The 23,155-nt window shown below is 60.1% G+C and carries 18 protein-coding genes; 10 read left to right on the top strand and 8 right to left on the bottom strand.

All coding sequences use genetic code 11. From position 1 onward, the window contains the following. Window positions 1-19: 19 nt before the first annotated feature. The 3 genes from C4334_RS00460 (at window position 20) to C4334_RS00450 (ending at window position 7,053) form a co-directional block, all read left to right on the top strand. A complete protein-coding gene (locus C4334_RS00460) occupies window positions 20-2,683 on the top strand; it encodes a DNA internalization-related competence protein ComEC/Rec2 (protein ID WP_352430104.1) in 2,664 nt (887 codons plus the stop codon). 674 nt (window positions 2,684-3,357) lie between these two features. Continuing rightward, a complete protein-coding gene (locus C4334_RS00455; protein WP_352430103.1) occupies window positions 3,358-5,835 on the top strand; it encodes a glycosyltransferase in 2,478 nt (825 codons plus the stop codon). Between the two features lie 264 nt (window positions 5,836-6,099). Next, window positions 6,100-7,053, top strand: a complete 954-nt coding sequence (locus C4334_RS00450; RefSeq protein ID WP_352430102.1) for a glycoside hydrolase family 130 protein — start codon at window positions 6,100-6,102, stop codon at window positions 7,051-7,053. A 40-nt stretch (window positions 7,054-7,093) separates the two neighbouring features. On the opposite strand, the gene C4334_RS00445 is transcribed toward C4334_RS00450, so the two are convergent. Next, complete coding sequence (locus tag C4334_RS00445; RefSeq protein WP_352430101.1) at window positions 7,094-7,258, bottom strand: hypothetical protein; 165 nt, start codon at window positions 7,256-7,258, stop codon at window positions 7,094-7,096. Here C4334_RS00445 and C4334_RS00440 point away from each other — a divergent pair. The 4 genes from C4334_RS00440 (at window position 7,245) to C4334_RS00425 (ending at window position 11,409) form a co-directional block, all read left to right on the top strand. Beyond that, the gene (locus C4334_RS00440; protein WP_352430100.1) at window positions 7,245-8,618 is read left to right on the top strand and encodes a glycosyltransferase; all 1,374 of its coding nucleotides are present in this window, start codon (window positions 7,245-7,247) and stop codon (window positions 8,616-8,618) included. The two genes, C4334_RS00445 and C4334_RS00440, sit on opposite strands and share 14 nt — an antisense overlap. A 151-nt stretch (window positions 8,619-8,769) precedes the next feature. Then, on the top strand, window positions 8,770-10,014 hold the full coding sequence (locus C4334_RS00435; protein WP_352430099.1) for a glycoside hydrolase 5 family protein: 1,245 nt from the start codon (window positions 8,770-8,772) through the stop codon (window positions 10,012-10,014). Between the two features lie 215 nt (window positions 10,015-10,229). Continuing rightward, entirely contained in the window at window positions 10,230-10,862 is a 633-nt protein-coding gene (locus C4334_RS00430) for a Synuclein family protein (protein ID WP_352430098.1), read from the top strand. Between the two features lie 211 nt (window positions 10,863-11,073). Further along, a complete protein-coding gene (locus C4334_RS00425) occupies window positions 11,074-11,409 on the top strand; it encodes a 2-nitropropane dioxygenase (protein ID WP_352430097.1) in 336 nt (111 codons plus the stop codon). Window positions 11,410-11,672: 263 nt separating this feature from the next. Here C4334_RS00425 and gcvPB read toward each other — a convergent pair whose 3' ends face one another. The 6 genes from gcvPB to C4334_RS00395 form a co-directional block, all read right to left on the bottom strand. Beyond that, entirely contained in the window at window positions 11,673-13,196 is a 1,524-nt protein-coding gene (gene gcvPB / locus C4334_RS00420; protein ID WP_352430096.1) for an aminomethyl-transferring glycine dehydrogenase subunit GcvPB, read from the bottom strand. 27 nt (window positions 13,197-13,223) lie between these two features. Further along, window positions 13,224-14,588, bottom strand: a complete 1,365-nt coding sequence (gcvPA, locus tag C4334_RS00415; RefSeq protein ID WP_352430095.1) for an aminomethyl-transferring glycine dehydrogenase subunit GcvPA — start codon at window positions 14,586-14,588, stop codon at window positions 13,224-13,226. 1 nt (window position 14,589) lies between these two features. After that, entirely contained in the window at window positions 14,590-14,982 is a 393-nt protein-coding gene (gene gcvH / locus C4334_RS00410) for a glycine cleavage system protein GcvH (protein WP_352430094.1), read from the bottom strand. 123 nt (window positions 14,983-15,105) lie between these two features. After that, window positions 15,106-16,224 carry a glycine cleavage system aminomethyltransferase GcvT gene (gene gcvT, locus C4334_RS00405; RefSeq protein ID WP_352430093.1) on the bottom strand — a complete coding sequence of 373 codons (1,119 nt, stop codon included), beginning with the start codon at window positions 16,222-16,224 and terminating at the stop codon, window positions 15,106-15,108. Window positions 16,225-16,722: 498 nt separating this feature from the next. Next, on the bottom strand, window positions 16,723-17,514 hold the full coding sequence (locus C4334_RS00400) for an anti-sigma factor family protein (RefSeq protein WP_352430092.1): 792 nt from the start codon (window positions 17,512-17,514) through the stop codon (window positions 16,723-16,725). 232 nt (window positions 17,515-17,746) lie between these two features. Beyond that, entirely contained in the window at window positions 17,747-18,382 is a 636-nt protein-coding gene (locus C4334_RS00395; RefSeq protein WP_352430091.1) for a sigma-70 family RNA polymerase sigma factor, read from the bottom strand. Between the two features lie 411 nt (window positions 18,383-18,793). Between C4334_RS00395 and C4334_RS00390 the strand changes: the two genes are divergently transcribed. Further along, window positions 18,794-19,618 (top strand): hypothetical protein, encoded by an 825-nt coding sequence (locus tag C4334_RS00390; RefSeq protein ID WP_352430090.1) that lies wholly within the window; start codon window positions 18,794-18,796, stop codon window positions 19,616-19,618. A 21-nt stretch (window positions 19,619-19,639) separates the two neighbouring features. Further along, window positions 19,640-20,764 carry a metal-dependent hydrolase gene (locus C4334_RS00385; protein WP_352430089.1) on the top strand — a complete coding sequence of 375 codons (1,125 nt, stop codon included), beginning with the start codon at window positions 19,640-19,642 and terminating at the stop codon, window positions 20,762-20,764. A gap of 118 nt (window positions 20,765-20,882) precedes the next feature. Here the strand turns inward: C4334_RS00385 and C4334_RS00380 are convergent, their stop codons facing one another. Beyond that, entirely contained in the window at window positions 20,883-22,040 is a 1,158-nt protein-coding gene (locus C4334_RS00380; RefSeq protein ID WP_352430088.1) for an ATP-grasp domain-containing protein, read from the bottom strand. Window positions 22,041-22,333: 293 nt separating this feature from the next. Here C4334_RS00380 and C4334_RS00375 point away from each other — a divergent pair, with 293 nt between their 5' ends. Beyond that, a complete protein-coding gene (locus C4334_RS00375; RefSeq protein ID WP_352430087.1) occupies window positions 22,334-23,134 on the top strand; it encodes a hypothetical protein in 801 nt (266 codons plus the stop codon). Window positions 23,135-23,155: the final 21 nt, after the last annotated feature.

Raw genomic sequence — 23,155 nt, 5'->3', positions numbered from 1 at the left:
AGAATCCGTGTTGCTTCTTATGGAGCATCGTTCGCCGAACTTCAATCCTCACCCGCTGATTTGGCTCGCTGCTGCTTTAGCGGTCGGTATCTTGTGTGCTCCATTCATCACCTCAACCATCGCGCTTGGGGGGTGCGTTGTCGCGATGGCGTCCGCCTTCTTGATGCGCGGTCGAGCGATGTCTGCAACCGTCGCCGTGATGCTCGCCTATGCTTGCATCGGCGTCGTTTTATGGCATCTCGAAGAAACGGCTTATGATCGAAAGCTTGGGACGCTCTACGATGCGGGAGCCATCAAATCAAATGATCCGGTCACGCTCGAAGCCGTGCTCGTGCGTGCGCCGGAGCATACGCCTGACGGTGTGCGGTTGCGCGCCGACGCGAAGCGAATCATCCACAGGGAACGAGAAAAGGAGATCGAGGGCAGGGTCGAGCTGTTTCTCCCTCTGCGCGATGAGGAGTCGCGCAACGACTACCATGCGCTGGCCCTCGGCTACGGAACGCGCTTTCGCGTGCTGGTGCGTTTAAAGCGCGAAGAGGGGGCGCGCAATCCGGGCGTCGAATCCCGTCTCGATTGGGCGCGGCGTTTTGGCATCGAAGCTTGGGGCACGATCAAAAGCCCTTTGCTCATTGAGCGTTTGGGCGATGAGCGCGTGTTCAGCCCGCTTCGTTGGTTGGAGGAGCGCCGGACGCAGCTCGCACGAAGTCTGGATGCGACCTTCGAGGTGCGGACCGCTGGCGTCATCAAAGCGATGACGCTCGGCGAAAGATATTCCATTTCGCGCGAAGTGGGCGAAGCTTTTCGCGAAGGCGGCATCTTTCATCTGCTCGTCATCAGCGGCTCGCACATCGCCTTTATCGGCGGCTTCACGTTGCTCCTTCTACGTCGGCTGACGCGCAATTTAATCCTGCGGTTCTCGTTGACCAACGTCGTCGTTTGGGGCTACGCGCTGTTGGTCGGATTCGACGTGCCTGTCGCGCGTGCAGCGTTGATGTGGACTTTCGTGAGCTTCGGGCCTGTGGTCCAGCGTCGCGCCCCTTCGCTCAACGCGCTCGGCGGCGCGACGCTCGCGTTGTTTGTGTGGAACCCGCGCACTCTATTCGACTGGTCTTTTCACTTGACCTTTCTTTCTGTTCTCGCCATCGTCGCCTTGGCGTGGCCCGTTTGCGAAAGAATGCGGGCGGTCGGGCAATGGCATCCGACGCGCGCGACTCCTTGTCCGCCGGAATGCGCGCGTTGGTTTCGTCTCCTGTCCGAAGCGCTCTTTTGGAGCGAACGCCAGTGGCGGCGCGAGATGTCACGTGTGCCTTACAGTTACCGCTTGTTCAAAACGCCCGTAGCTTCTTGGCTTGAACGTCTAGGTCTGCAACGTCCGCTGCGTTATGCGGCGGTGGCCGTGGTCGTCTCGCTCTCGACCCAGATGGCGCTCGTCCCTGTGCAGGTGCTCTACTTTCATCGGATCTCCATCGCTGGGTTGCTCTTGAACATCATCGCCGGTCCGTTGCTCGCGCTGTTGGGTTTATGTGGATTGTGTGCGCTGTTGTTCTCGTCGGCGAATGGATCCGTGGTGAAGTGGTCGGTGGAAACGGGCGCGTGGCTGGTCCATGCGTTGACGGCGATGGTCGAGCCGTTCTCAAACTTGGGTCTCGCTGCGGTGCGCGTGCCGACTTATTCTGGCTGGCGCGCGGTGGTTTACGCGCTTTACTACGCCGCTTTTCTCCTGCTCCTCTGGTCAGTCAACAGAAATCATGCCAATCTGCGAGAAGGAGAGCGAGGCGGCGCTGCGTCCAGCGCGTTGCTGCTTTCGATCCTAGCATGGTTGATGATCGCTCATCCGGGAAGCGCACGCCCGGCGGATGGACTGCTGCACCTCGATTTCCTCGACGTCGGGCAAGGCGATGCAACGCTCATCACGCTGCCCAATGGGACGACGCTTCTCGTCGATGGCGGTGGGGAACCGCGCCGCGCTGAAGAGGAAGACGAACCGGACTTTTTCGAGCCGGACGCGCGTCCCATAGGCGAGCGCATCGTGGCGGAGCATCTCTGGTGGCGCGGATTGGATCGCCTCGACTACCTCATCGTGACTCATTCGGATGCCGATCACATCGGCGGATTGATCGATGTCGCGCGGCTGTTTCGCGTGCGTGCGGCGTTGGTCGCCACGTTTGACTGGGCCAGTCCGAATTTCATGCGGTTCGCCGAGGTTCTGCGCGCGCGCAACGTGCCGCTCGAAAAGCTCGAACGCGGCGACGCGCTGCGCGGCCAAGGCGTCACATTCGACGTCCTTTGGCCGCCAGCGGAAAGCTCATCGCTCGAAGATAATCAGCGGTCGCTCGTGTTGCGCATTCGGTACGGCGCGCACGCGGTTCTTTTGACCGGTGACATAGACGGCGAGGTGGAAAGGCGTTTGGTTCAAACATCGGCGGACAGTTTGCCGTGCGACGTCATCAAAGTCGCGCATCATGGCAGCCGCACCTCTTCCGTTCAAGAATTCGTCGCACGCACGCGCCCGTCTTTCGCCATCATCTGCGTCGGTAAGCATTCTCCTTTCGGCCACCCACATGAAGAGGTCGTTCAAAGGTGGCGCGACGCAGGCGCGCAAGTCTTGACGACGGCGGAAAGCGGAATGATCAGCGTGCAGTCGGATGGCGAAAGGTTGTCGGTCGAGCGGTCCGTTCGTTGAACGACGATCTTTCGCTCAGATGAACGGATCAAACGATGGTACGATACCCGCACTCAGGCTGGTCGCTTGTGATCCCGACGGTGGGCTGAGCGCCGCGTCGCTGATGCAGTGCGCCGCTCGATGTGCTCCCGCGTTCTTTCCCTCGTTGGAGATTCGAGGCCCGTCTTGCTCTGTGCTTGTGTTGGTTGGTTTCAACTGGCTTTCGAGTCGCCATTCAATCGCCAGACATCTTCCTTAGCGCATTTCGGTCGTTCGATTTCAGTTTCGCCTCACCGATAGTTTGCGCGCTGTTTGCGTCGGAAGTTTGAGAATGGATGGTCGCTGCCCGTCGCCTTTCCGCGCACGTTTTTAAGTGCAGAGAGGTCGCGGGCGCATCGACGCGATCTCTTCAAGCGCGGTGCGGATCTCCACTCCTTTTTGCGCGGCGAGCGCTGCATGTGAATCGAAAGTCGGTCGGCAAAATCACGAGGCGCTTTGGGGGTGGTGAACAGCGTGGGCGAATTGAAAGTCAAAAAACGCGGGCTTCTTTACGCGAGCGACCCCCTTGTTGAAAGCTTCGCCGTCGAACGGTTAATATGTTTCGGTGATTCTTTACGATCGACGCTTGTAGTATAGAGTGCCAATCCGAGCGCTGAAGTTCATGCGCTCACCATCGAAAGCGAAAAAGGGGGAGCATGAAGGTGAAAGTCACCGGAGATCAACGTGCAACGAATTCGGCGGAGAAAGAGGCCGAGCGCGCGCGGCTTGCCAGAGAGCGACTGGAAGAGAGCGCCAATACGCCGAGCCTTGCGCTCCAGCGACGCGGTCGTGCGCCCGCGTCGACCGAAAAAGAACTTGGTGAACGACCTCTCAAAGTCTGTTTGATCGGCACGTACCCTCCGCGCGAGTGCGGCATCGGGACTTTCACGCGTGATCTGCGCGAATCCATTTGCCAGACCTCCGACAACGTGGAATCGTTCGTCATCGCGATGACGAATCCGCCGAACAGCTACAAATATCCGCCGGAGGTTGTCTTCGAGATCAGGCAAAATCAACTGAACGATTATCGTCTCGCCGCCGAGTACATCAACTTTTCGGGGGCCAACATCGTCTGCGTGCAACACGAGTTCGGCATCTTCGGTGGCCCAGAAGGGCGGTATATTCTCGAACTGCTCAAGAACCTGAACAAACCGGTGGTGACGACGTTGCACACCGTGTTGAGCGAGCCTTTGCCGGGCTATCGCGTCTCGCTCATTCGCGTTGCCAACGCTTCGGATCGGCTCGTGGTGCTTAACAGCCGCGCGATTCGATTGCTGCGCGACGTTTACGGCATCAGCGAAGAGAAGGTCGCGCTCATTCATCACGGCGTGCCCGATGTGCCGTTCGTCGATCCGAATTACTACAAAGATAAATTCGGCGTCGAGGGACGCTTCGTTTTGCTCACTTTCGGCCTGCTCAGCCGCAACAAAGGCATCGAGATGATGCTCGATGCTCTGCCGGAGATCGTGCAGGCGCATCCTGAAGTGGTCTATATCGTTCTCGGCGCGACGCATCCGGAAGTGAAACGCCGCGACGGCGAAGAGTACCGTTTGATGCTGAAGCGGCGCGTGCGCGAACTCGGCTTGGAAGATTACGTTATCTTCTACGATCGTTACGTTGATGACGATGAGCTGCGCGAATTTCTAGGCGCGTGCGACATCTACGTCACTCCGTACCAATCGCGCGATCAGATCGTCAGCGGAACGCTCGCCTATGCCGTCGGCATGGGCAAGGCTGTGGTCTCAACGCCCTACTTGTACGCCGAAGAGTTGCTCGCCAACGGGCGCGGCAAGCTGGTCCCGTTCGGAGATTCCAAGGCGCTGGCGCGCACCATCATTCGGTTGATCGAAAACGAAGCGATGCGCCATCAAATGCGCAAGCGCGCCTACAAGTTCGGGCGGCAGATGACGTGGCCCGAAGTCGGACGCGCCTACATAGAGCTTTTCCGGCAAACGGTGGCTGAATATCAAGGGCGGGCGACGGCGACGCTGCCCCTCTTGCGGGCGAGCTTGGATGTGCCTGAGATCAAGCTGGACCACCTCGTGCGTCTGACCGACGATACGGGCTTGATTCAACACGCGACTTATGGCATACCGGATCGTCGCTTTGGCTATTCGACCGACGATGCCGGGCGCGCGCTGGTGGTCACGCTGATGCACTACCGCAACTTCGAGGATCCGACGGCGCTGAAGCTCGCCACGACCTACCTGAGTTTTCTGCAACTGGCGCAGTGCCCCGATGGGCGCTTCCATAACTTCATGAACTACGCGCGGCGGTTTACGGATGAAGTGGGCAGCGAAGACACCTTGGGGCGCGCGCTCTGGGGCGTCGGCATGGCCGTCTCCTTGGGGCCGACCGAGGGAATGCGCGCGCTCGCGCGTGAGATGTTCGAGCGCTCGCTCGAGGCGCTCGATATGCAGCACCCGCGTGCCATCGGGTACGCGATCTGCGGCTTGCACGCCTTCTTGCAACGTTACGACGGAGCGGCGCTGGTGCGGCGCAAGCTCGACGAACTGGCCTGCCGTTTGGCATCGATCTACGAATCGGCGCGCGCCGATGACTGGCGGTGGTTCGGCGACGAGTTGACCTACGCCAACGCCAAACCGGCACAAGCCATGTTGCTCGCTTATCAAGCGACGGGCGAGGAGCGGTTCTTGCGCATCGGCCTCGAATCGCTCGATTTCTTGCTGGAGCAGACCTATTCGGGCGGGCAATTCGATTTCGTTGGAAATCAAGGCTGGTATCGGCGCGGCGGCGAACGCGCGACCTTTGGACAGCAACCAATAGAGGCAGGTTACACGGCTGAAGCGTGCGCCGTGGCCTACGAGATCACCGAAAGGAGTTACTACCTAGAGATGGCGCGCGCGGCGGTCGAGTGGTTGCTCGGACGCAATCGGCTCGGCGCACGCCTGTACGATTTGGTCACGGGCGCTTGCTCGGATGGTCTCGATCCGCAAGGGCCGAGCCTGAACCAAGGAGCCGAATCGGTCATCTGCTGCTTGCTTGGATTGCTGGCTGCAGCGCGGTTGCGCGAAAAGAAATTGGAGATCGCCGCTGCCGCATCGGTTTCGGCAGCGCTGCCCGCTCCGCTCGAAGCCGCTGCCACGAGTGACCGAAGCGAAAGTTCCGATTGAGGATGACGCCGAAAGCCCTCACAAAGCGGAGCCGCGCACGCTCGGCCAAGGCGTGGTGTGGCATCGGCTTGCCTGAACAGCGATCTTCGAACAGCCTCGCCCCCGACGGAAGAGCTTTCCGAGGCAAGGCTTCGCCCGAAGAGCCGTCCTCTTTCTCGGAGAGGGTCGGGCTTTTCGAGGAAAAAGAGCTGCATCGAACCTATCTTTACCCTTCAAGGGGATGTTGGATGACAATTTCGTTTGCGATCCGGGAAGAAAGGAAAGATGAAGAATAGCAAATTCAAAGAACTGTTCCACCGCTACGAGGGGAATCCGATTCTGACAGCAGAGATGTGGCCCTATCCGGCCAACAGCGTCTTCAACGCCGGGGCCACACGCCTCGCTTCAGGCGAAACGTTGTTGCTCGTGAGAGTCGAGGACCGGCGCGGCATTTCGCACCTGACAGCAGCGCGCTCTGCGGACGGCATCTCGAATTGGCAGATCGATCCGGAGCCGACGTTGCTGCCCGATCCCCAAAATTACCCGGAAGAGGTTTGGGGCATCGAGGACCCGCGCATCACGTGGGTGCCGGAGCTTGAGTCGTTCGTCATCGCTTACACTTCCTATTCGACTTCAGGACCGCTCGTGTCGTTAGCGCGCACCGTGGATTTCCGAAGTTTCGAACGGTTAGGCGCTGTGATGCCGCCCGAAGACAAGGATGCAGCGCTCTTCCCACGCCGCTTCAACGGGCGTTGGGCGCTGATTCACCGGCCCGTTTCAAACTTCCCAAACACCAAGGCCAATATGTGGGTCTCTTTCTCGCCCGACCTGCGCCACTGGGGAGATCACACGGTGATGTTGGAAGCGCGGCGCGGCGCCTGGTGGGATGCTAACAAGATCGGTTTGAGTCCGCCGCCGATTGAAACCAACGAAGGGTGGCTCGTCATCTATCACGGCGTGCGCATGACTCCCGCAGGCTGCCTTTACCGATTGGGCTTGGCGCTCTTCGATCTCGATGATCCGCGGCAGGTGATCCGCCGCGGCGACGAGTGGATCTTCGGTCCTGATGAGCCTTACGAGAGGACCGGTGACGTCGGCGATGTCGTCTTCCCGTGCGGTTTCGTTCACGATACGGAGACAGGCGAGCTGCGTCTTTACTATGGCGCAGCCGATACTTCGATCGCCCTTGCGACGGGAAACGTCCGCGAACTCCTCGATTGGTTGAAGGAGAACAGCTAAGCGCCAAAAGCGGCATCTCGCGCGACGTTGAGCGCGCGACTCACCTCAAGCCGGGATCGTTGAGTTCGATCCCGCTGGCGAAGTCGTGGGCGACGTAGGGCGAAGAATCCTTGGGACGCTGTCGGCGGGCAGACGGACTGTAGGCCCATCTGTTGAGGAGGATGCGCGTGGCATCAAAGATGCGAATCGCTATGTTGGCTCCCATTTCGTGGCGCGTGCCGCCGCGCCACTACGGGCCGTGGGAACGCGTCGTCTCGCTGTTAACAGAGGGGCTGGTCGAACTTGGTCTCGACGTGACGCTGTTCGCTACAGCGGATTCGATCACGCGCGCACGCTTGGTCGGCATCTGCCCGCGCCCGTACTCAGAGGATCCAAACATCGACGCGAAGGTCTGGGAGTGCTTGCACATTTCAGCGGTCTTCGAGCGGGCGACGGAGTTCGATCTCATCCACAACCACTTCGATTTCCTGCCGCTCTCCTACAGCGGACTGGTCAAAACGCCCGTGGTGACGACCATTCACGGCTTCTCTTCCGAGCGGATCTTGCCCGTTTATGAGAAGTACAACGGCCGTGCTTACTACGTTGCCATCAGCAACGCGGATAGACATCCGCGTCTCGATTACGTCGCCACTGTCTATCATGGCATCCCGCTTGAAGAGTTCAGTTTGCGGCGCGAAGCGGGCGATTACCTCCTATTCTTCGGGCGCATTCATCACGACAAAGGCGTGCGCGAAGCCATCGAGGTCGCGCGGCACAGCGGCGAGCGCTTGATCATCGCCGGGATCATACAGGATCGCGATTACTTCGCGCGCGAAGTCGAGCCTTTTCTCAACGATCGCATACGCTACATCGGTTCCGTCGGGCCGGACAGCCGCGATGCGCTCCTCGGCGGAGCCAAAGCGTTGCTTCACCTGATAAACTTCAACGAGCCGTTCGGCTTGAGCATGGTAGAAGCGATGGCTTGTGGCACGCCCGTCATCGCCACGCCGCGTGGTTCGGTTCCCGAAATCATCAAGGACGAAGAGACCGGCTTCATCGTTCGCTCGGTGGATGAGGCTGTGGAAGCGCTCGCGCGGTTGCCGTCGCTGGATCGCGCGCGCATTCGCGCGCACGTCGAGCGAAATTTCAGCCGAGAGCGCATGGTCGAAAATTACATCAACGTTTACGAGGAGGTTCTGCGAATGGAAGAGAAACGAAGGCACACAAGCGCTGATGGATCGCCGCTTTACGACGAGCGTCCGTGGGGGAGTTTCACCGTGCTGGACGAAGGCGCCGGGTATAAAGTCAAGCGCATAGAGGTCTTGCCGCACAAGCGTTTGAGTTATCAAAAGCACGCTCACCGCGCCGAGCATTGGATGATGGTGCAAGGCACGGGCAAGGTGACGTTGGACGGCAAAGAGATCATCGTGCCGACAGGCGGAACGATCGACATCCCCAAAGGCGCCGCTCATCGCATCGAAAACCCAGGCGATGAGAAGCTCGTCTTCATCGAGATCCAACGCGGCGATTACCTCGGCGAAGACGATATCGTTCGTTTGGAAGATGATTTCGGACGAGCGTCGTAACACAAACGACGAGACATGGAAGATCGTAGCGACGTGGCGCATGCTCTCGCCCGTTGAGCGACGAAGATGCGTGCCTCTTTGCTGGCATGATGGAAGAGCAGGGTGAGGTCCCATCTGCTTGCTTTTCGACCATACGACCAATAAGAGCTTGATGGAAGAGCTACACGAAATCCCCCCTCGAAAGGCGCGCGCGCGCGACGCCTTCATCCTCGGCATAAACTACTGGCCCGCACGGAGCGCGATGCGCTGGTGGCAGCGCTTCGACGAGGATGAAGTGGAAAGAGACTTCGCGCGCCTCGGTCGGGCAGGGTTCAACGTGGTGCGCATCTTCCTTTTGTGGGAAGATTTTCAGCCGACGCCAGCTTCCGTCTCCGAAACGATGCTCCGTCGTCTTGTGCGCGTCGCCGACATCACCGCAAACAACGGCTTGCGGCTCATCCCAACGCTCTTTACAGGGCACATGAGCGGCGTCAATTGGTTGCCTGCGTGGGCGCTCGACTTTCGCGCGCCGACTTCGCCGCCGCGCTTTCGCATCGTCGCCCAAAACAGGGTGGTACAAGCCGTTCCGAAAAATTGGTACGCCGACGACGCGATCATCGCCGCGCAGGCTTTGCTGGCACGCGCGGTGGCCCAGACGCTCGCTGGCCATCGCGCTGTTTGGGCATGGGATTTGGGGAACGAAAATTCCAACTGCGTCGTGCCGCCTTCGCGCGAAGCGGGTATCTCGTGGCTTGTGCGCATGAGTGATGAAATACGCGCCGCGGATCCGCACCGTCCCGTGACCATTGGGCTTCACATGGAAGACCTCGAAGAGGATCGAAAAATCGGTCCGGCTGAAGCCGCACAAACTTGCGACTTCCTTTGCATGCACGGTTATCCGCTTTACGCGGGCTGGGCTGAAAATGAGACCGACGAATTCGTTTTGCCGTTTCTCGGTCTGGTGACTTACTGGCTCGGTGGGCGCGATGTCTTCTTTGAAGAGTTCGGCGCGCCCACTAAACCGCCTGGGTCCGAAGCCGGCGTCTCGCCTTTCAAATTGCTCCCCGAGGACGAGGCCGCACGCTTTACGCGGCGCGCGCTCGCTTCGCTTCACCGCTTCGGTTTGATGGGCGCCGCGGTCTGGTGCGCCAACGACTACAGCGAAAAGATTTGGCACGAACCGCCGCTCGATCAATCCGTGCACGAGCGTTTCTTCGGTCTGTGGCGCGCCGATGGATCCGCGAAACCAGCCGTCTTCGAAGTCGAATCTTTCGACAAAAGGGAACGGCTCGTTCTGTGCCGCGATTTCTCTTGGGTGGACCTCACACCTGAAAATTTCTACGAGTCGCCGCGCCGCAATCTGGCCCACCTTTACCGCCGTTTTCGGACGCACTTCGCCGACACGCTTCGCCCTTGAAAGCTCACTGCTCGCGGGGCGACGCCCGCACGCGAAGCTTCTTCCCGCAGAAAGGGGCTGCCTTCCTTCACGTTCGATTCGGTTGCCGTTCGTTCTTTCTTTGTTGCGATTTCGTTGTCATCGCGCGTCGTGAGCGCATTCGGGTTGCTTCCAGCAAACGGTTTAACTTATGCTACGGAGCGCAAACTTTCGATCAAGAAGGGAGGATGCGAACTTTGAACAGCAAGATGACCGTGGTGCTCGTTCTGGCATTGTTGGCGGCGGGCTGTGCGCAGAACGAGCAAACATCGAACGCTAACGCCAACGTGGCCGTGAGCAACGTTAATGCTAACATGACCGTCGCGCAGCAGGCGCAAACTGGTCCGGATAACACCGAGATCACCGTCAGCGAAGAGAACGGCGTCCGCACGGAGACGCGCGTTTTTCGCGATCCGAACAGCCGCGTCGAGAAGGTGGTCGTCACGACGGACCGCAGCGGACGGCGCACGGCGCGCGTCTACTCACGCACGGGCGAAGTGAAGGAGTTGCCCGAGAACAAGGTGGCGGCAGCGTTAGAGGCAACGGGCGATGCTTTGGCCGATGCGGCAGGCTTCGTCGTTGATAAATCCAAGGAGGCGGCAGGCGCGGTCAAGGAAGGAGCTGGCACGGCCTTTGAAAAGACCGCCGAAGGTGCAAAATTCGTCGGCGAAAAGACCGTTGAAGGCGCAAAAACCGTTGGTTCTAAAGCTGCCGAGGGGGCCAAGACGATCGGCGAGAAGACGGCTGAGGGTGCCAAGAGAGCAGGTGAAAAGACGGTGGAGGGCGCCAAAAAGGTTGGCAACAAAGTGAAAGAAGCGGTAACGCCCTGAGCTAACTTCTTCGACAAGTCAGATCATTTCAAGCGATTGTTGGTCGAAAGCGGCGGCAGTCGTTTGCTCACCGTTCATCGGCAACCTCATGATGGGGTTGCCGATTCCATTTTCAGCGGCGTGAGGCGCTTTGGCTCTATGTTTGTTCGGAGAAGTTGGCGCTTTCATGCTCGTCGGCGCGTAGATCCGTTGAGTCTCAGGTGGGGAGAAGTTGTATACTGGCATTTTGAAAATCGAAGTGGCGGGAGGTGCCGAAATGGCGGAACGCTGGACCGTGATCTGTCCATGTTGCGAGGCGACGTTGATCATCGATGCGCAAACCGGCGCGATCATCTCGCACGAAGAGAAGAGCAAACCGCTCGCTTCTTTGGAAGAGATGGCGCGCGAACTCGAAAAACAGAAGCAGAAGCGCGAGCAGATCTTTCAGCAAGAACTGAGTTCGCTACGCGAGCGCGAGCGGGTGTTGGAAGAAAAATTCCGCGAAGCCCTGAAGAAAGCCGAGAAGCAGGGCGAAGGTCCGAGCTTTAATCCGCTCGATCTTGACTGAAAGCGCCGTTGCTCGTCGTTCCGCTTTCGTGATTGAACCGGGACGTTTCGGTGCTCCGATCCGCGCTTTGAATCAAAGCGATCTGCGTTTCGTTTTGCGCCCCGCTTTTAGCTCGCCTGATGACAGCTTTTCGCCCTGAATGGCGCATGCTTTGTTCTTTCGGTGGAGCGAAGGAGACGTTTTGTCTGTGCAGAGCAGCGTTTTTCGCCAGTCCGGCGTGCTGTGCTCTGTCGATGGAGCGAAGCATGCGTCTTTCGTGACGATCACGCCGATTCTGCTTTCGCCGCCGGTCTCCACCGAAGCACAGGACGGCGTGCCGCCGCCGCTTCGTCCAACCGCCCGATGCGCGTCGTGTGCGGCGCGCTGCGCACCGTTTCGGGTTCTTCTTCCGCTTCGCGCGCGATGGCGCGCATGGCGGCGATGAATTGGTCCAATTCTTCGCGCCCGACTGACTCCGTTGGCTCGATCAACATCGCGCCCTGCACGATCAGCGGGAAGTAGATCGTCGGCGGATGAAAACCGTAATCGATCAAGCGTTTGGCGATGTCGAGCGTGTGCACGCCCTTGCGCGCTTGCCGCTTATCGGTGAAGACGACTTCGTGCATGGGCGGCGCTTGGTATGGTTTTTCGTAATCGCTCGTTAGCGCTTGTGCGACGTAACGCGCATTGAGCACGGCCGTTTCCGTTGCTTCGCGCATGCCGTCAGGGCCGTGAGCGAGGATGTAAGCGAGCGCGCGCACGGCCATGCCGAAGTTGCCGTAGAAGGCGCGGACGCGCCCGATTGAGTGGGGCCGGTCGTAATCGAGTCTGAAGCCGTCGCCTTCGCGCACGATGCGCGGCACCGGAAGGAACGGTTCGAGTTCCGCCGTGCAGCAGCAAGGTCCGGAGCCGGGGCCGCCGCCGCCATGGGGCGTCGAGAAGGTTTTGTGCAGATTCAAGTGGATGACATCGACGCCCATCTCTCCAGGACGCACCCATCCGACCAGCGCGTTCATGTTCGCTCCGTCCATGTAGACTAGACCGCCGGCTTCATGGACGATGCGGCATATCTCGCGTATGTTGCGCTCGAACAGACCGAGCGTGTTCGGGTTGGTGAGCATGAGTCCGGCGACATCGCCCGTCGCGCACAATTCACGCAATTGGTCCAGATCGGTCAGCCCTTCGGGAGTTGTACGCACCGTTTTGACGCGAAAGCCCGAAAGATTGGCCGACGCCGGGTTGGTCCCGTGGGCCGAATCGGGAACCAACATCACGTCGCGCCCGTGCCCTTTGCCGTCGCGCGCATCGAGGTAGGCGCGAATCAGCATGACGCCGGTCATCTCGCCGTGCGCGCCCGCCGCGGGCTGAAGCGAAACGCCAGGCAAGCCTGTGATCTCGGCCAGATGTTGCTGCAATTCGTAAAGCACCTGGAGCGCGCCTTGTGCATCTTCTGCTGGCGCGAGCGGGTGGAGGTTGGCGAAGCCAGCAAGGCGCGCGACCCTTTCGTTAAGGCGCGAATTGTACTTCATCGTGCACGAACCGAGCGGATACATCCCATGATCGACCGCATAGTTCCACGTTGAAAGTCGCGTGAAGTGTCGCACGACGTCGACTTCGCTCAGCTCGGGAACGCCTTCGAGATCGTCGTCGCGGCGCAGTTCCGCCGGTACGATCTCGTCGATCGGCGTCAGTTCGACATCAAGCGCCGGCAGACGGTAACCGATGCGTCCACGGCGCGAACGCTCGAAGATCAGATCTTCGTTCTGCGTCACGTGTGGCGTCGCTTTGGTGATCTTGCTTCCGTTCATCAGCAGTGCCTTTCGATCCACGCTTCGTCAAACCGCAACGGCGGCGACAGCAAGCTGTTTTAAGCCGGCCACGAGCGCATCGATCTCCGCGCGCGTGTTCAACTCAGTCACGCAGACGAGGAAATCGTTGGGCCGGTCTGCAAAGTAACGCGATAGCGGTAGTCCGCCCGTGATGTTGCGCTCAACGGCCAACTGCTTGAGCAGCTCGTCGGCGCGAACCGGCGCGCGCACGACGAACTCATTGAAATGAGGCGCGCTGTAGGGCAGCGAGAAACCGTCGAGCGAGGCTATCTGACGCGCCGCATAAGCCGCTTTCTGTGCGCACTGCTGGGCCAGCTCTTGCAGCCCACGACGCCCCATGGTCGCCATGTAGATGGTCGCTGCGAGCGCGATCAAGCCTTCGTTGGTGCAGATGTTCGAAGTCGCTTTCTCGCGGCGGATGTGCTGTTCGCGCGTCGCTAGCGTGAGCACGAAGCCGCGCCGCCCCGCTTTGTCGTAAGCGACGCCGACCAGCCGGCTCGGCATCTGGCGCACGAACCTTTCGCGCGTCGCAAACAGCCCGACGTACGGGCCGCCAAAAGAGAGCGGCACGCCGAAAGATTGGCCTTCGGCGACGACGATATCGGCGCCACAGGCTCCGGGCGGGCGAAGCAGGCCGAAAGAAGCGCTCTCGGTGACGGCGACGATGAGCAGCGCGCCCTTTTGATGAACGATGTCGGCAAGTTTCGAGAGCTCCTCGATGCACCCGAAGAAGTTTGGCGATTGAACGACGAAGGCCGCCGTGCGGTCATCGATCGCTGCCAGATCGGTGGTCGAGGTGCGGCCCGAATGCGGGTCGATCGCCGCGCGCGCCAGTTCGATGCCTGCGTGCTGGACGTAGGTGTGGACCACCTCGAAATACTCAGGGTGTACCGCTTCGGAGATGACCACGCGACTGCGACCCGTGACGCGCTCGGCCATCAGGACCGCTTCGGCCAGCGCCGTCGAGCCGTCGTACATCGAAGCGTTGGCGACATCCATGCCGGTCAATTGGCAGACCAGCGTCTGAAATTCGAAGATCGCTTGCAATGTTCCTTGCGATATTTCCGGCTGATAGGGCGTGTAAGCGGTGAAGAACTCCGCGCGTGAGATCAAGTGGTCAATGATCGTCGGTGCATAGTGCGCGTAAGCGCCTGCGCCGAGAAAAGAGGGGCGGTACGCCGCAGCGTTGCGCGCCGCCATCTGCTCGAATCTCGCGATGATCTCCGGTTCCGAGAGCGCCTCCGGCGTGCGCAACGGCGCGGTCAGCAGCAGATCGCGCGGAATCGAATCGAAGAGTTGCTCTGCTGAGTCAAGCCCGATGGCGCGCAACATCTCTGCGCGTTCTTCGGGCGAATTGGGTATGTAACGCAATCTACTCCGTCTCCTTCTTGATGTAGTCTTCGTATTCGGCTGCTGTCAGCAGACTGTCGACCTCGCCCGGATCCGACAACCGGACGCGGATCATCCACCCATCGCCATACGGGTCAGAGTTGACCTTCTCCGGCTCATCTTGGAGCGATTCGTTGACCTCGACCACTTCGCCGGAGACGGGCGCATATACCTCGGAAACAGCCTTGACCGATTCGACCGAACCGAACGCATCGTGCGCGGCGAACGAGTCGCCGACGCGCGGCAATTCGACGTAGACGATGTCACCCAGCGCGTGTTGCGCGTAGTCGGTGATCCCGATCAAGGCCGTGTCGCCTTCGACCCTGACCCACTCGTGATCTTTGCTGTAATGCAAGTCTTCCGGAACGTGTGCCATGAGACCGTCTAATTCTCCCCCATCTGGACTATGCAAAGCGTCATAACTTGCCGGTCCGTTCGATGTTTAACCGAAAACTTTCGCTAAGCGATGGCAGCCGGGTCGCTTTTGTCTCTCGCCGCGCTACTGCCGCGGGCGCTTGTAGAAAGGCGTCGGCACGATCTGTGCCGCGAGCAGTCGCCCGCGCACATCGAGTTGGATCCTTTGCCCTTCGCGTGCGTATTCAACCGGGACGTATCCGAGACCGATGTTCTTCTTCAGGTAAGGCGCCGGTCCGGCTGAGGTCGCGCGTCCGCACCGGTTGCCGTCGATGATGATCTCCTGACCGTCGCGAGCGATGCCGCGCTCGACCATCTCGAAGCCGATCAAACGCCGACGCACGCCCTCTTCCTGTTGCTTGAGCAACGCTTCGCGTCCGACGAAGTCGCCTTTGTCGAACTTGCAAATCCAAGCCAAGCCGGCTTCAAGCAACGTCGTCGTCTCGTCTATCTCGTGACCGTAGAGCGGCATCGCAGCTTCGAGCCGCAAAGTATTGCGTGCGCCGAGTCCGCACGGGAGCAGTCCATCCGGCGCGCCGTAGCGTCCAGCGTCGAGCAACAATTCCCAGAGATGTTCGGCTTTATCCGGCGGCGCGTAAATCTCGAACCCATCTTCGCCCGTGTAGCCGGTGCGTGAAACGAGCGCTGGAACGCCGCCCACTTCGCTCGCGCGGAAGTGGTAGCGTTTGATCTCAGCGAGCGCCGTTTTGGTCAGCTTCTGAAGGACATCGAGGGCCGCCGGACCCTGGACAGCGATCTGACAGAAATCGTCGCTTGCGTTACGCAGCGCTACGCTCTCGTCGGCCTTGTGTTGTTGTATCCAGTGCCAGTCTTTGTCGGTCGTCGCGGCGTTAACGACGAGCATCAGGTGGTCCGCTGCCAAGCGATAGACCAAAAGGTCGTCCACCACTGTTCCTTTGGGCGTCGTCAGCGTGGAGTACTGCGCTTGCCCGTCAATGAGTTTGGCGACGTTGTTGGAAGTCAATCGGTTGACGAACGCCACCGCGTCGGAGCCGCGCACCTCGATCTCGCCCATGTGCGACACATCGAATAGGCCCGCGCGAGTGCGCACGCGCATGTGCTCTTCGATGGTTCCGGCCCCGTACTGCACGGGCATCTCCCATCCACCGAATTCGACCATGCGCGCGCCCATGCGACGGTGAACTTCGTTGAGCGGCGTCTTTTTGAGCGAAAGCTCGGTCACGCGATTCTCCCTTCGGATGCGGCGGCACGCGAGATTTTGACGATGGTTTGAATGAAGCCAGTCAAATGGGAAACCTAGCACGCCAAGGCGGGCGCGTCAAGCGCGGCGCTTGCTTGAAAATAGAGGTTGGACGCAAGTTCAAGTGGGCTTGATGCCGGACCGACGGGCAGCCCCATCAGGATGGGTGGGTTTGTTAGAAGGTTTTCAGATCGGATGCGACTAGGTAAATGCGCTTGGCCGATTCTCAACGAAAGGGTTCGCTGCAGACCCCTTTCAAACTCCTCTCATCGGAACGGAGAGATTCGTGCAGAGAGCGAGCGCGCCGCGAAGGTGATCGCCCGCTTTTCAGGATGAAGGGATTTGCCGAAAGCCCCCTTCGCAAAATGATGCCGCGTGGCTTTGCTCGGAGCGACGGGTTTGAAGCTCGCTAGAAAAGCTCTTTTGACGAGGCGCAATCTTTTGTGCGACGTATGCGCTGCGATGAGAGAGAGGACGCTGCTAAAAGCTTCTTTCGCGCACGTCCACGCGGTGGACCACGAAGACTACGCGCATGGTCTGCGGTCGTTGGTCGAGCGTAGCGGGAACAAAGGCTGGAGCGCGTCGGAGAGCTTCCTCCAGTTCTTCGAGCGCGCGCCGGTCGTGCGGAGGTTGAACGACCTCAGCGAGCGAAGCGTAGCCGCTGCTAAAGACGTCGGCGATGACGACCATCTCATCGCGCCCGATGCGAACGCGCCCCTCCCGCCATTTGAGCGAGGCGAGCGCCCCTTGCGGATTGAGGCTTGGCGATTCCGGCGTGAACGGAGCGCGGCTGGCAACATAGGCGAGCGGCGAGATCTCGCCGCTCGGATTGAAACCGGCCATCTCATCGAGCCAAGTAACGCGCGCGGCGGCTTCGGAAACCCGCTCCAGCTCGTGGAGCTTGCGCAAATGCGGGCTGATCGCGCTGAGGAGCGCGATGAAGAGAAAGAGCGAGGCGAGCGAACCGATGGTATATGGCATCAGACGCGGGCGCAGCCAGTCTGCAAAACGCACGCGCAAGGGGCGCGGCGGCGCCTGACGTCGTGCGGCGCGCTCAATGGCGATTGCTTGACTGATGCTGCACGCAAGATCGGGCGGCGGCGCAGGCCGTTGCATGGTCCGCAGCCCGCGCAAGACGGCTTGTAGTTCGGCGAGGTGGGCGCGGCAGACAGGACACTCGGCAAGATGCATCTCGACTGCGACGCGCGTCTCCGACGAGAGCCCATCATCGAGATAAAGAGCTAAGTGTTGCTGCGCCTCTTCGCAAAACATCGTCGCATGCCACTGGGAAGCGAATGGCTGACCAACCCCGGCTGCTCCTCCAAGGAACATGCGTGACCGAAACAGCGACCTACAGCTCCGGCAATCACGGACGGAAGAACGGGTGTTGCTGGCCGCGTTGTCAAACCCGACCGCTTGCCGCTTCGGTTTGCTTCGGCGTCTGCTCCCTGACCCACTGGCACCGGGTTTAGTTGGTCTAGCCGGGGCAGGTCAACCATTCGCTTCATGTGAAAGAGCTTTCGAGTCGGCGACGCAACTCGGCGCGCCCGCGCGCCAGCCGCGACTTGACGGTTCCAAGACTGATCTCCAGCGTAGCGGCGATCTCTTCGTAGCTGAGACCTTCGATATCACGCAACACGACGACTTCGCGAAAAGGCTCACCGAGCGCTTGCAATGCTGCGTGCAGCGCTCGTTCGCGCTCGCGTTGCAGCGCCGTTTGCTCTGGATCGCCTTCGGCCACGGGAACACCGTTACCGCTAGGCTCGTCGAGCGAAATCGTCTCATCGCGGCAGCGGCGTCGCCACCACCGGCGCCGGTTGCGCGCTTGATTGACGGCGATGCGGTAAAGCCACGTGCGCAGGCTCGCTTCGCCGCGAAACGCGGCGATTGAGCGAAACGCTTGCAAAAAGGTCTCTTGCGTTAAATCGCGGGCTTCTTCCGCGTCGTCCACCAAGCGATGCAACAGCGCGTAGATGCCGTTGGCGTAGGTGCCCACAAGTCGGTCGAACGCCGCCGCGTCGCCTTCACGTAAACTTTCAAGGAACTGCGCGTCAACTTCACTGCGCGCTGGCTCGGAAGCGGCAGCGATCTCGTCGAGTTCAACGTGTCCGCTGAGGACGATTGGCTCACCGACGCTCACCCACCACCTCCAGCGCTCGCCTGCCGCGCGCCGGCGCGCTCTTGTTCTGTCGCCAGATTAGACACCGGCGGTCTCGAATTTGTTCCCGCATGTGCGGCCTGCAACCGGACATCACCATCCTTTTGCTCTCCAGTTGATTCAACTGAGCAACATTCTCGATCCCATCAAAACCGATCATCGGCCCTGAACGCGCTCGCCAGCGATCAGGATTCATCGATCAAGCTATAAGTTTAGTTGATTACAGCAGAGTGCGCGTTGCCGCTTTTCGGGCGCAGCGGAGAGTAGCACGCGCATCGCGGCGGGTCAATTCGCCACGCGCCATTTTCGCGCATTCAACGGCGCTTGACACGAATTGGGACGCGCCGCTAGATTCGTCTTTTCCGTGAAATCCGCAAGCAAGGAACTTTCGACGTGGCTGGATACAAGCAACGCGCGCGCCAACTCAAGCACGACGCTTTTCGCGATACCACCGTTGGTCTGTTCGAGCGGCTCGGCGATCGCCTAGAGGGCAAGGGGCGCACCATCCTCTACGCCCTCGGCGCCATCGTCCTTTTTGGTTTGCTCCTTGGCGCTTGGTCTTGGTGGAGCCAAAGGCGAGACAACCAAGCGCAACGCGCCCTCGGTGAAGCCATTCGCATCGCACAAGCGCCGGTTGGTGCCGAAGCTGCTGCCGTGACTGTCGGCCCGAAGTTCTCTTCCAAACGCGAACGGGCCGAGCGGGCCGTCGAAGCTTTTCAAAAGGTTGCCGCACAGTACGGCAATCCTTACCGTGATAAGGCGCGCTATTTGGCTGCCGTTACCCTGCTTGAGATGGACCGCGCGCGTGGCATCAGCGAACTGGAGGCGCTTGCCAAAGGCGCAAGCCCCGATGTCGCTGCTTGGGCTAAATTCGCGCTGGCACAAGCGCGCGCCGCAAACGGCGAACTCGATGCAGCGCTGGCGCTTTACCGCGAGCTTGCCAGCGCGCGCGACTCAGCGGTTCCGCTCGACGATGTGAAGCTACGCATGGCCGAAGCGCTCATCAAACAAGGCAAGCGACAGGAAGCTGTTGATCTCCTCTTCAATTTGGTCGAGACGGCGCGCACAAGGCTTGACAGCGAAGGCAAGCCAACCCCGGATACGGCGACGGTGCGCCAAGCGGCGGAACTTTTGCAACGACTGGACCAAGCGCGCTACGCTAAACTCCCGCCGGAGCCCGCGCCGAACCTGTCGCCGCTGGCGAACCTACCGTTCTAGTGGGCCAGCCGCGACCTCAGCATGGAGAATTTGACGCACACGCTCGTCGGACTCGCTGTCGCCAAGGCGGGTGCCGAGCGCGCGTCGCCCTACGCGACAACCGTCTGTTTGATCGCTGCCAATGCTCCGGATGCGGACATCATCGCGGCTCTGGACGGGTGGTGCACGTACTTGCATCACCACCGCGGAATCACGCACTCGGTTGTCGGAACGCTGGCGCTCGCGCTGTTGATCCCCATTCTGTTTTGGGGAGGCGACCGGTTGCTCGCGCGCCTGCATCAGCGTGCGCCGCGCGCGCGTTTGCGCGGTTTGGCGCTCGCTTCGCTTCTAGCCTGTGTTACGCATCCGCTGCTCGACTGGACCAACAACTACGGCGTGCGCCCATGGTTGCCGTTCGATGATCGCTGGTACTACGGCGATCTGGTCTTCATCGTTGATCCTTATCTCTGGCTCATCCTCGGCAGCGCGGGCTTTCTGCTCGCTTCGCGCACGGCTTGGCAAAAGGCTTTCTGGATCGCGCTGGCGCTCGCGCTGACGACGCTCATCTGGGCAGTTCCGGCTCGTGAAAGGTTTGATTTGCCCCTGACGACGCGCCTCATCTGGCTCGCCGGTTTGGCCGCCATCGCGTGGGGTGCGAAGACCCGCGTTGCAGAACGTTGGGGGAGCAAACTGGCCATCGGTGCGCTGGTGGTCGTCGCCCTTTATTGGGTCACGCTTTCGATCTTTCACGGCGCAGCCACGGAACGGGCGCGCGTGCGCGCCCATCAGATTGCGCGCGGCGAGCGCGTCGAACGAATGGCGGTGATGCCCACGCTCGCCAACCCGACGCAGTGGCGCGTCGTGTTCGAAACGGAATCGGCCGTCTATCGATTCGAGCTGTCGCTGGGCGAAGAGACGACGGGAAACGAATCCGTTCTCCGTTACGAAAGGCCGCGCGGGCGAGAAGCCGAGGCAGTCGCGCGCGCCGCCGACGAGGACCGTTGCGCGAGGATCTTTCTCGATTTCGCTCGTTTTCCGGTGGCCCAAGTCAGCTTCGATTGTCCTCGGCGCATCCTCGTGCGCTTGGCCGATCTGCGTTATGCCGAGCCAAGCGGCGGACGCAACTTCACGCTCGACGCGGAACTTCCGTGCGCGGCGCATCGTTGACCAAAGCTTTAGGCGCGTGTGATTTCTGTGGCCCGACTAGGCAGCCAAAAAGCGAAGCGCGTCGCCAGTGTGTGTTGAATCCGATGCGCGCAAGGAGCCTGCTTTTTAGCGCTTCCCTCTAGGAATGTCCTTCTGGCTTTTTGCGTCGTGGCGAAGAGGGCTTCCTGCTCGTCCCGCGCGGCGAACGCGAACGTTTTGGCTTATCCTCTTCAGGACCGATCACCGAGTCGATCACATCGTTGACCACAGACGCCGCTTCGCTCACGATGTTGCCGACGGTGGCTGCCACTCCGGCTCCGATCTCGCGCACCGATTCGGGAAGCGCTTGCAAGCCGGAGGCGCGGCCTGTAAGCAGTGCATCCCATTGGTAAGCGACGTGCGCTCCCTCTTCAAGCTTGCGAAAGACCAAATCGGTGACTGCGTCTGTCACCCAGTTGTGGTAGAACTCGCCGACCGAGTAGAGATCGGCATCTGGTGCCGGATTCATGAAGTCGATGGCATAAGGGGTCGCGTCGCGGATGGCGAACTCCACTGTGTTGATGTCGTAGCCGAGCGCGCGGCAGAGCGTGCGCACATCTTGCGCGACGCGTTCGGCCAATTCGGGCGACAAGTAGTTTGGATCGTGCCGGTACTGCTCGCCAGACAGGTAAGGTTTGGTCGGATCATAGGGCATGATCATCACCTCCTGCTGCCCTATGCAGTAGCAGCGGACGAACTTGTCGAATGGGATGAACTCTTGCAGCACCATGCAGAGCGTGCCCGTCTGATCGTACACGGCGAGCAGTTCTTCGAGCGAATTGACGCGCGAGACGTGTTTCCATCCGCCTCCGTCGAAGGGTTTGAGAATGGCGGGCAGTCCGACGTACTCAATGATGCCTTGCCAATCGAGCGGGTACTCCAGATTTCGCAGCGACTCGCTCGTGATGCCTTCGATGTAGGACTTTTGCGGAAGCAGCACTGTGCGCGGCACGGCGACGCCCAGTTTGTTGGCCAACGAATAGTTGAAGAATTTGTCGTCAGCCGACCACCAGAAAGGATTGTTGATGACGATCGTCCCCTCGAGCGCGGCGCGCTTCATGAAGGCACGATAGAACGGCACTTCGTGCGAAATGCGATCGATGATCAGATCGTAGCGAGGCGGCTCGTCGGCGGCTCTGACGCCGCCCACCTTGACCATCTCGGCGATCACTTCGCCTTTGCCTCGCTCGTTGATGCGTGTGATCAGCGCTTCCGGAAAGGTGCGTTCGCGTCCGACCAGAAGTCCAACTCGTTTCATCTCAAAAGTTCCTTTCGATGCGTTCGTTTTCAGCATGCGGGCGCGGGGCTCTGCGTCCCGTTTATCGTCTGAGTCGTCCTCGCGTAAAACCGAGCAATCTACACGCCCCACCGTCTGCTTGTCAACGCCGCGCGCGAGGCATCCGCCTGTACTGGTTCGCGCATCGCATTCAAGCCCGGTCGAAGGGACGCACATCTTCTGCTCATGTTACAATTTCATTGCAAATCGCGTTGCCCGCGTGAAAGTCCGATTCGATCGGGTTAAGATCTGAGAGTAGAGGGAGTCAACCAAAGGTGACCCAAACTTGGAAAACGTTGTTCGTGGTCGGCTTGCTCAGTCTAGCGAGCTTTACTGCGAGAGCCGCGGACGAAAAACAGCCGACCGCTGAGCAGATCGCCGAGACCGTTATCTTCATCTACGGGACGCGTCCAGGGCTTGCGCAAGTTCGCCGCAGCGGCATGGAGCGCGGGCGTATCGTCCGCTTGCGCGAAGACGGGCGCAACGAAGAGGCGACTTACGAGCGGCGTTTCGTGCGCGGCGAGAATCTCGAAAAGGACAAAGTCCGCCTCGATCAGAAGTTGCCGAACATGGAGTTCTCGCTCGTCTACAGCGGCGGACGTATTTGGGGGCGTATCGGCGACGCTTTCTTCACGCCGCGCCAAGAGACGATCGATGAGTTCACTGCCGAGATGCGGCATGGTCTCGATGCTCTTTTGCGTTACAAAGAGAACGGCTCGACGCTCACGTTGGTCGGCAAAGACAAGCAGAAGAACATAGATCTTTGGGTGCTCGACGTGATCGACAAGGAGAAGAACCGAACGCGCTACTACATCAGCGCGAAATCCTGGCGCGTCCTCTGGTTGGAGTACGAAAAACCGGGCGTTGGGTTAGGTACTCCTCCCATCAAGTACAAGAAGAGTTTTCACGATTACCGCTATGCGCAAAGCACGCTGGTGCCTTTTCGCACGGTGCTTTACGTCGACGGTAAGGTGCGGCAGGAGACGCAACTTCTGACCGTCACCTACGGCGTGCGTATGGAGGATGCGCTGTTTCAATCGCCTGAAGCGGCTGCCGCCGCCTCCACTACGCCGTGAAGATCGCCCGTAGTCTGTTTG

The sequence above is a fragment of the Pyrinomonas sp. genome, from assembly GCF_040289685.1.
Lineage (GTDB): Bacteria > Acidobacteriota > Blastocatellia > Pyrinomonadales > Pyrinomonadaceae > Pyrinomonas.
The sequence above is the reverse complement of the archived record's forward strand: the minus strand, read 5'-3'. Positions and strand labels throughout refer to the sequence as shown.

Excerpts from the sequence above, each read along its gene's own strand:
- C4334_RS00460 (WP_352430104.1), top strand. The coding sequence starts at position 20 with ATGGAGCATCGTTCGCCGAACTTCAATCCTCACCCGCTGATTTGGCTC.
- C4334_RS00455 (WP_352430103.1), top strand. The coding sequence starts at position 3,358 with ATGAAGGTGAAAGTCACCGGAGATCAACGTGCAACGAATTCGGCGGAG.
- C4334_RS00450 (WP_352430102.1), top strand. The coding sequence starts at position 6,100 with ATGAAGAATAGCAAATTCAAAGAACTGTTCCACCGCTACGAGGGGAAT.
- C4334_RS00440 (WP_352430100.1), top strand. The coding sequence starts at position 7,245 with ATGTTGGCTCCCATTTCGTGGCGCGTGCCGCCGCGCCACTACGGGCCG.
- C4334_RS00445 (WP_352430101.1), bottom strand. The coding sequence starts at position 7,258 with ATGGGAGCCAACATAGCGATTCGCATCTTTGATGCCACGCGCATCCTC.
- C4334_RS00435 (WP_352430099.1), top strand. The coding sequence starts at position 8,770 with ATGGAAGAGCTACACGAAATCCCCCCTCGAAAGGCGCGCGCGCGCGAC.
- gcvPB (WP_352430096.1), bottom strand. The coding sequence starts at position 13,196 with ATGAACGGAAGCAAGATCACCAAAGCGACGCCACACGTGACGCAGAAC.
- gcvH (WP_352430094.1), bottom strand. The coding sequence starts at position 14,982 with ATGGCACACGTTCCGGAAGACTTGCATTACAGCAAAGATCACGAGTGG.
- C4334_RS00400 (WP_352430092.1), bottom strand. The coding sequence starts at position 17,514 with ATGTTTTGCGAAGAGGCGCAGCAACACTTAGCTCTTTATCTCGATGAT.
- C4334_RS00385 (WP_352430089.1), top strand. The coding sequence starts at position 19,640 with ATGGAGAATTTGACGCACACGCTCGTCGGACTCGCTGTCGCCAAGGCG.
- C4334_RS00380 (WP_352430088.1), bottom strand. The coding sequence starts at position 22,040 with ATGAAACGAGTTGGACTTCTGGTCGGACGCGAACGCACCTTTCCGGAA.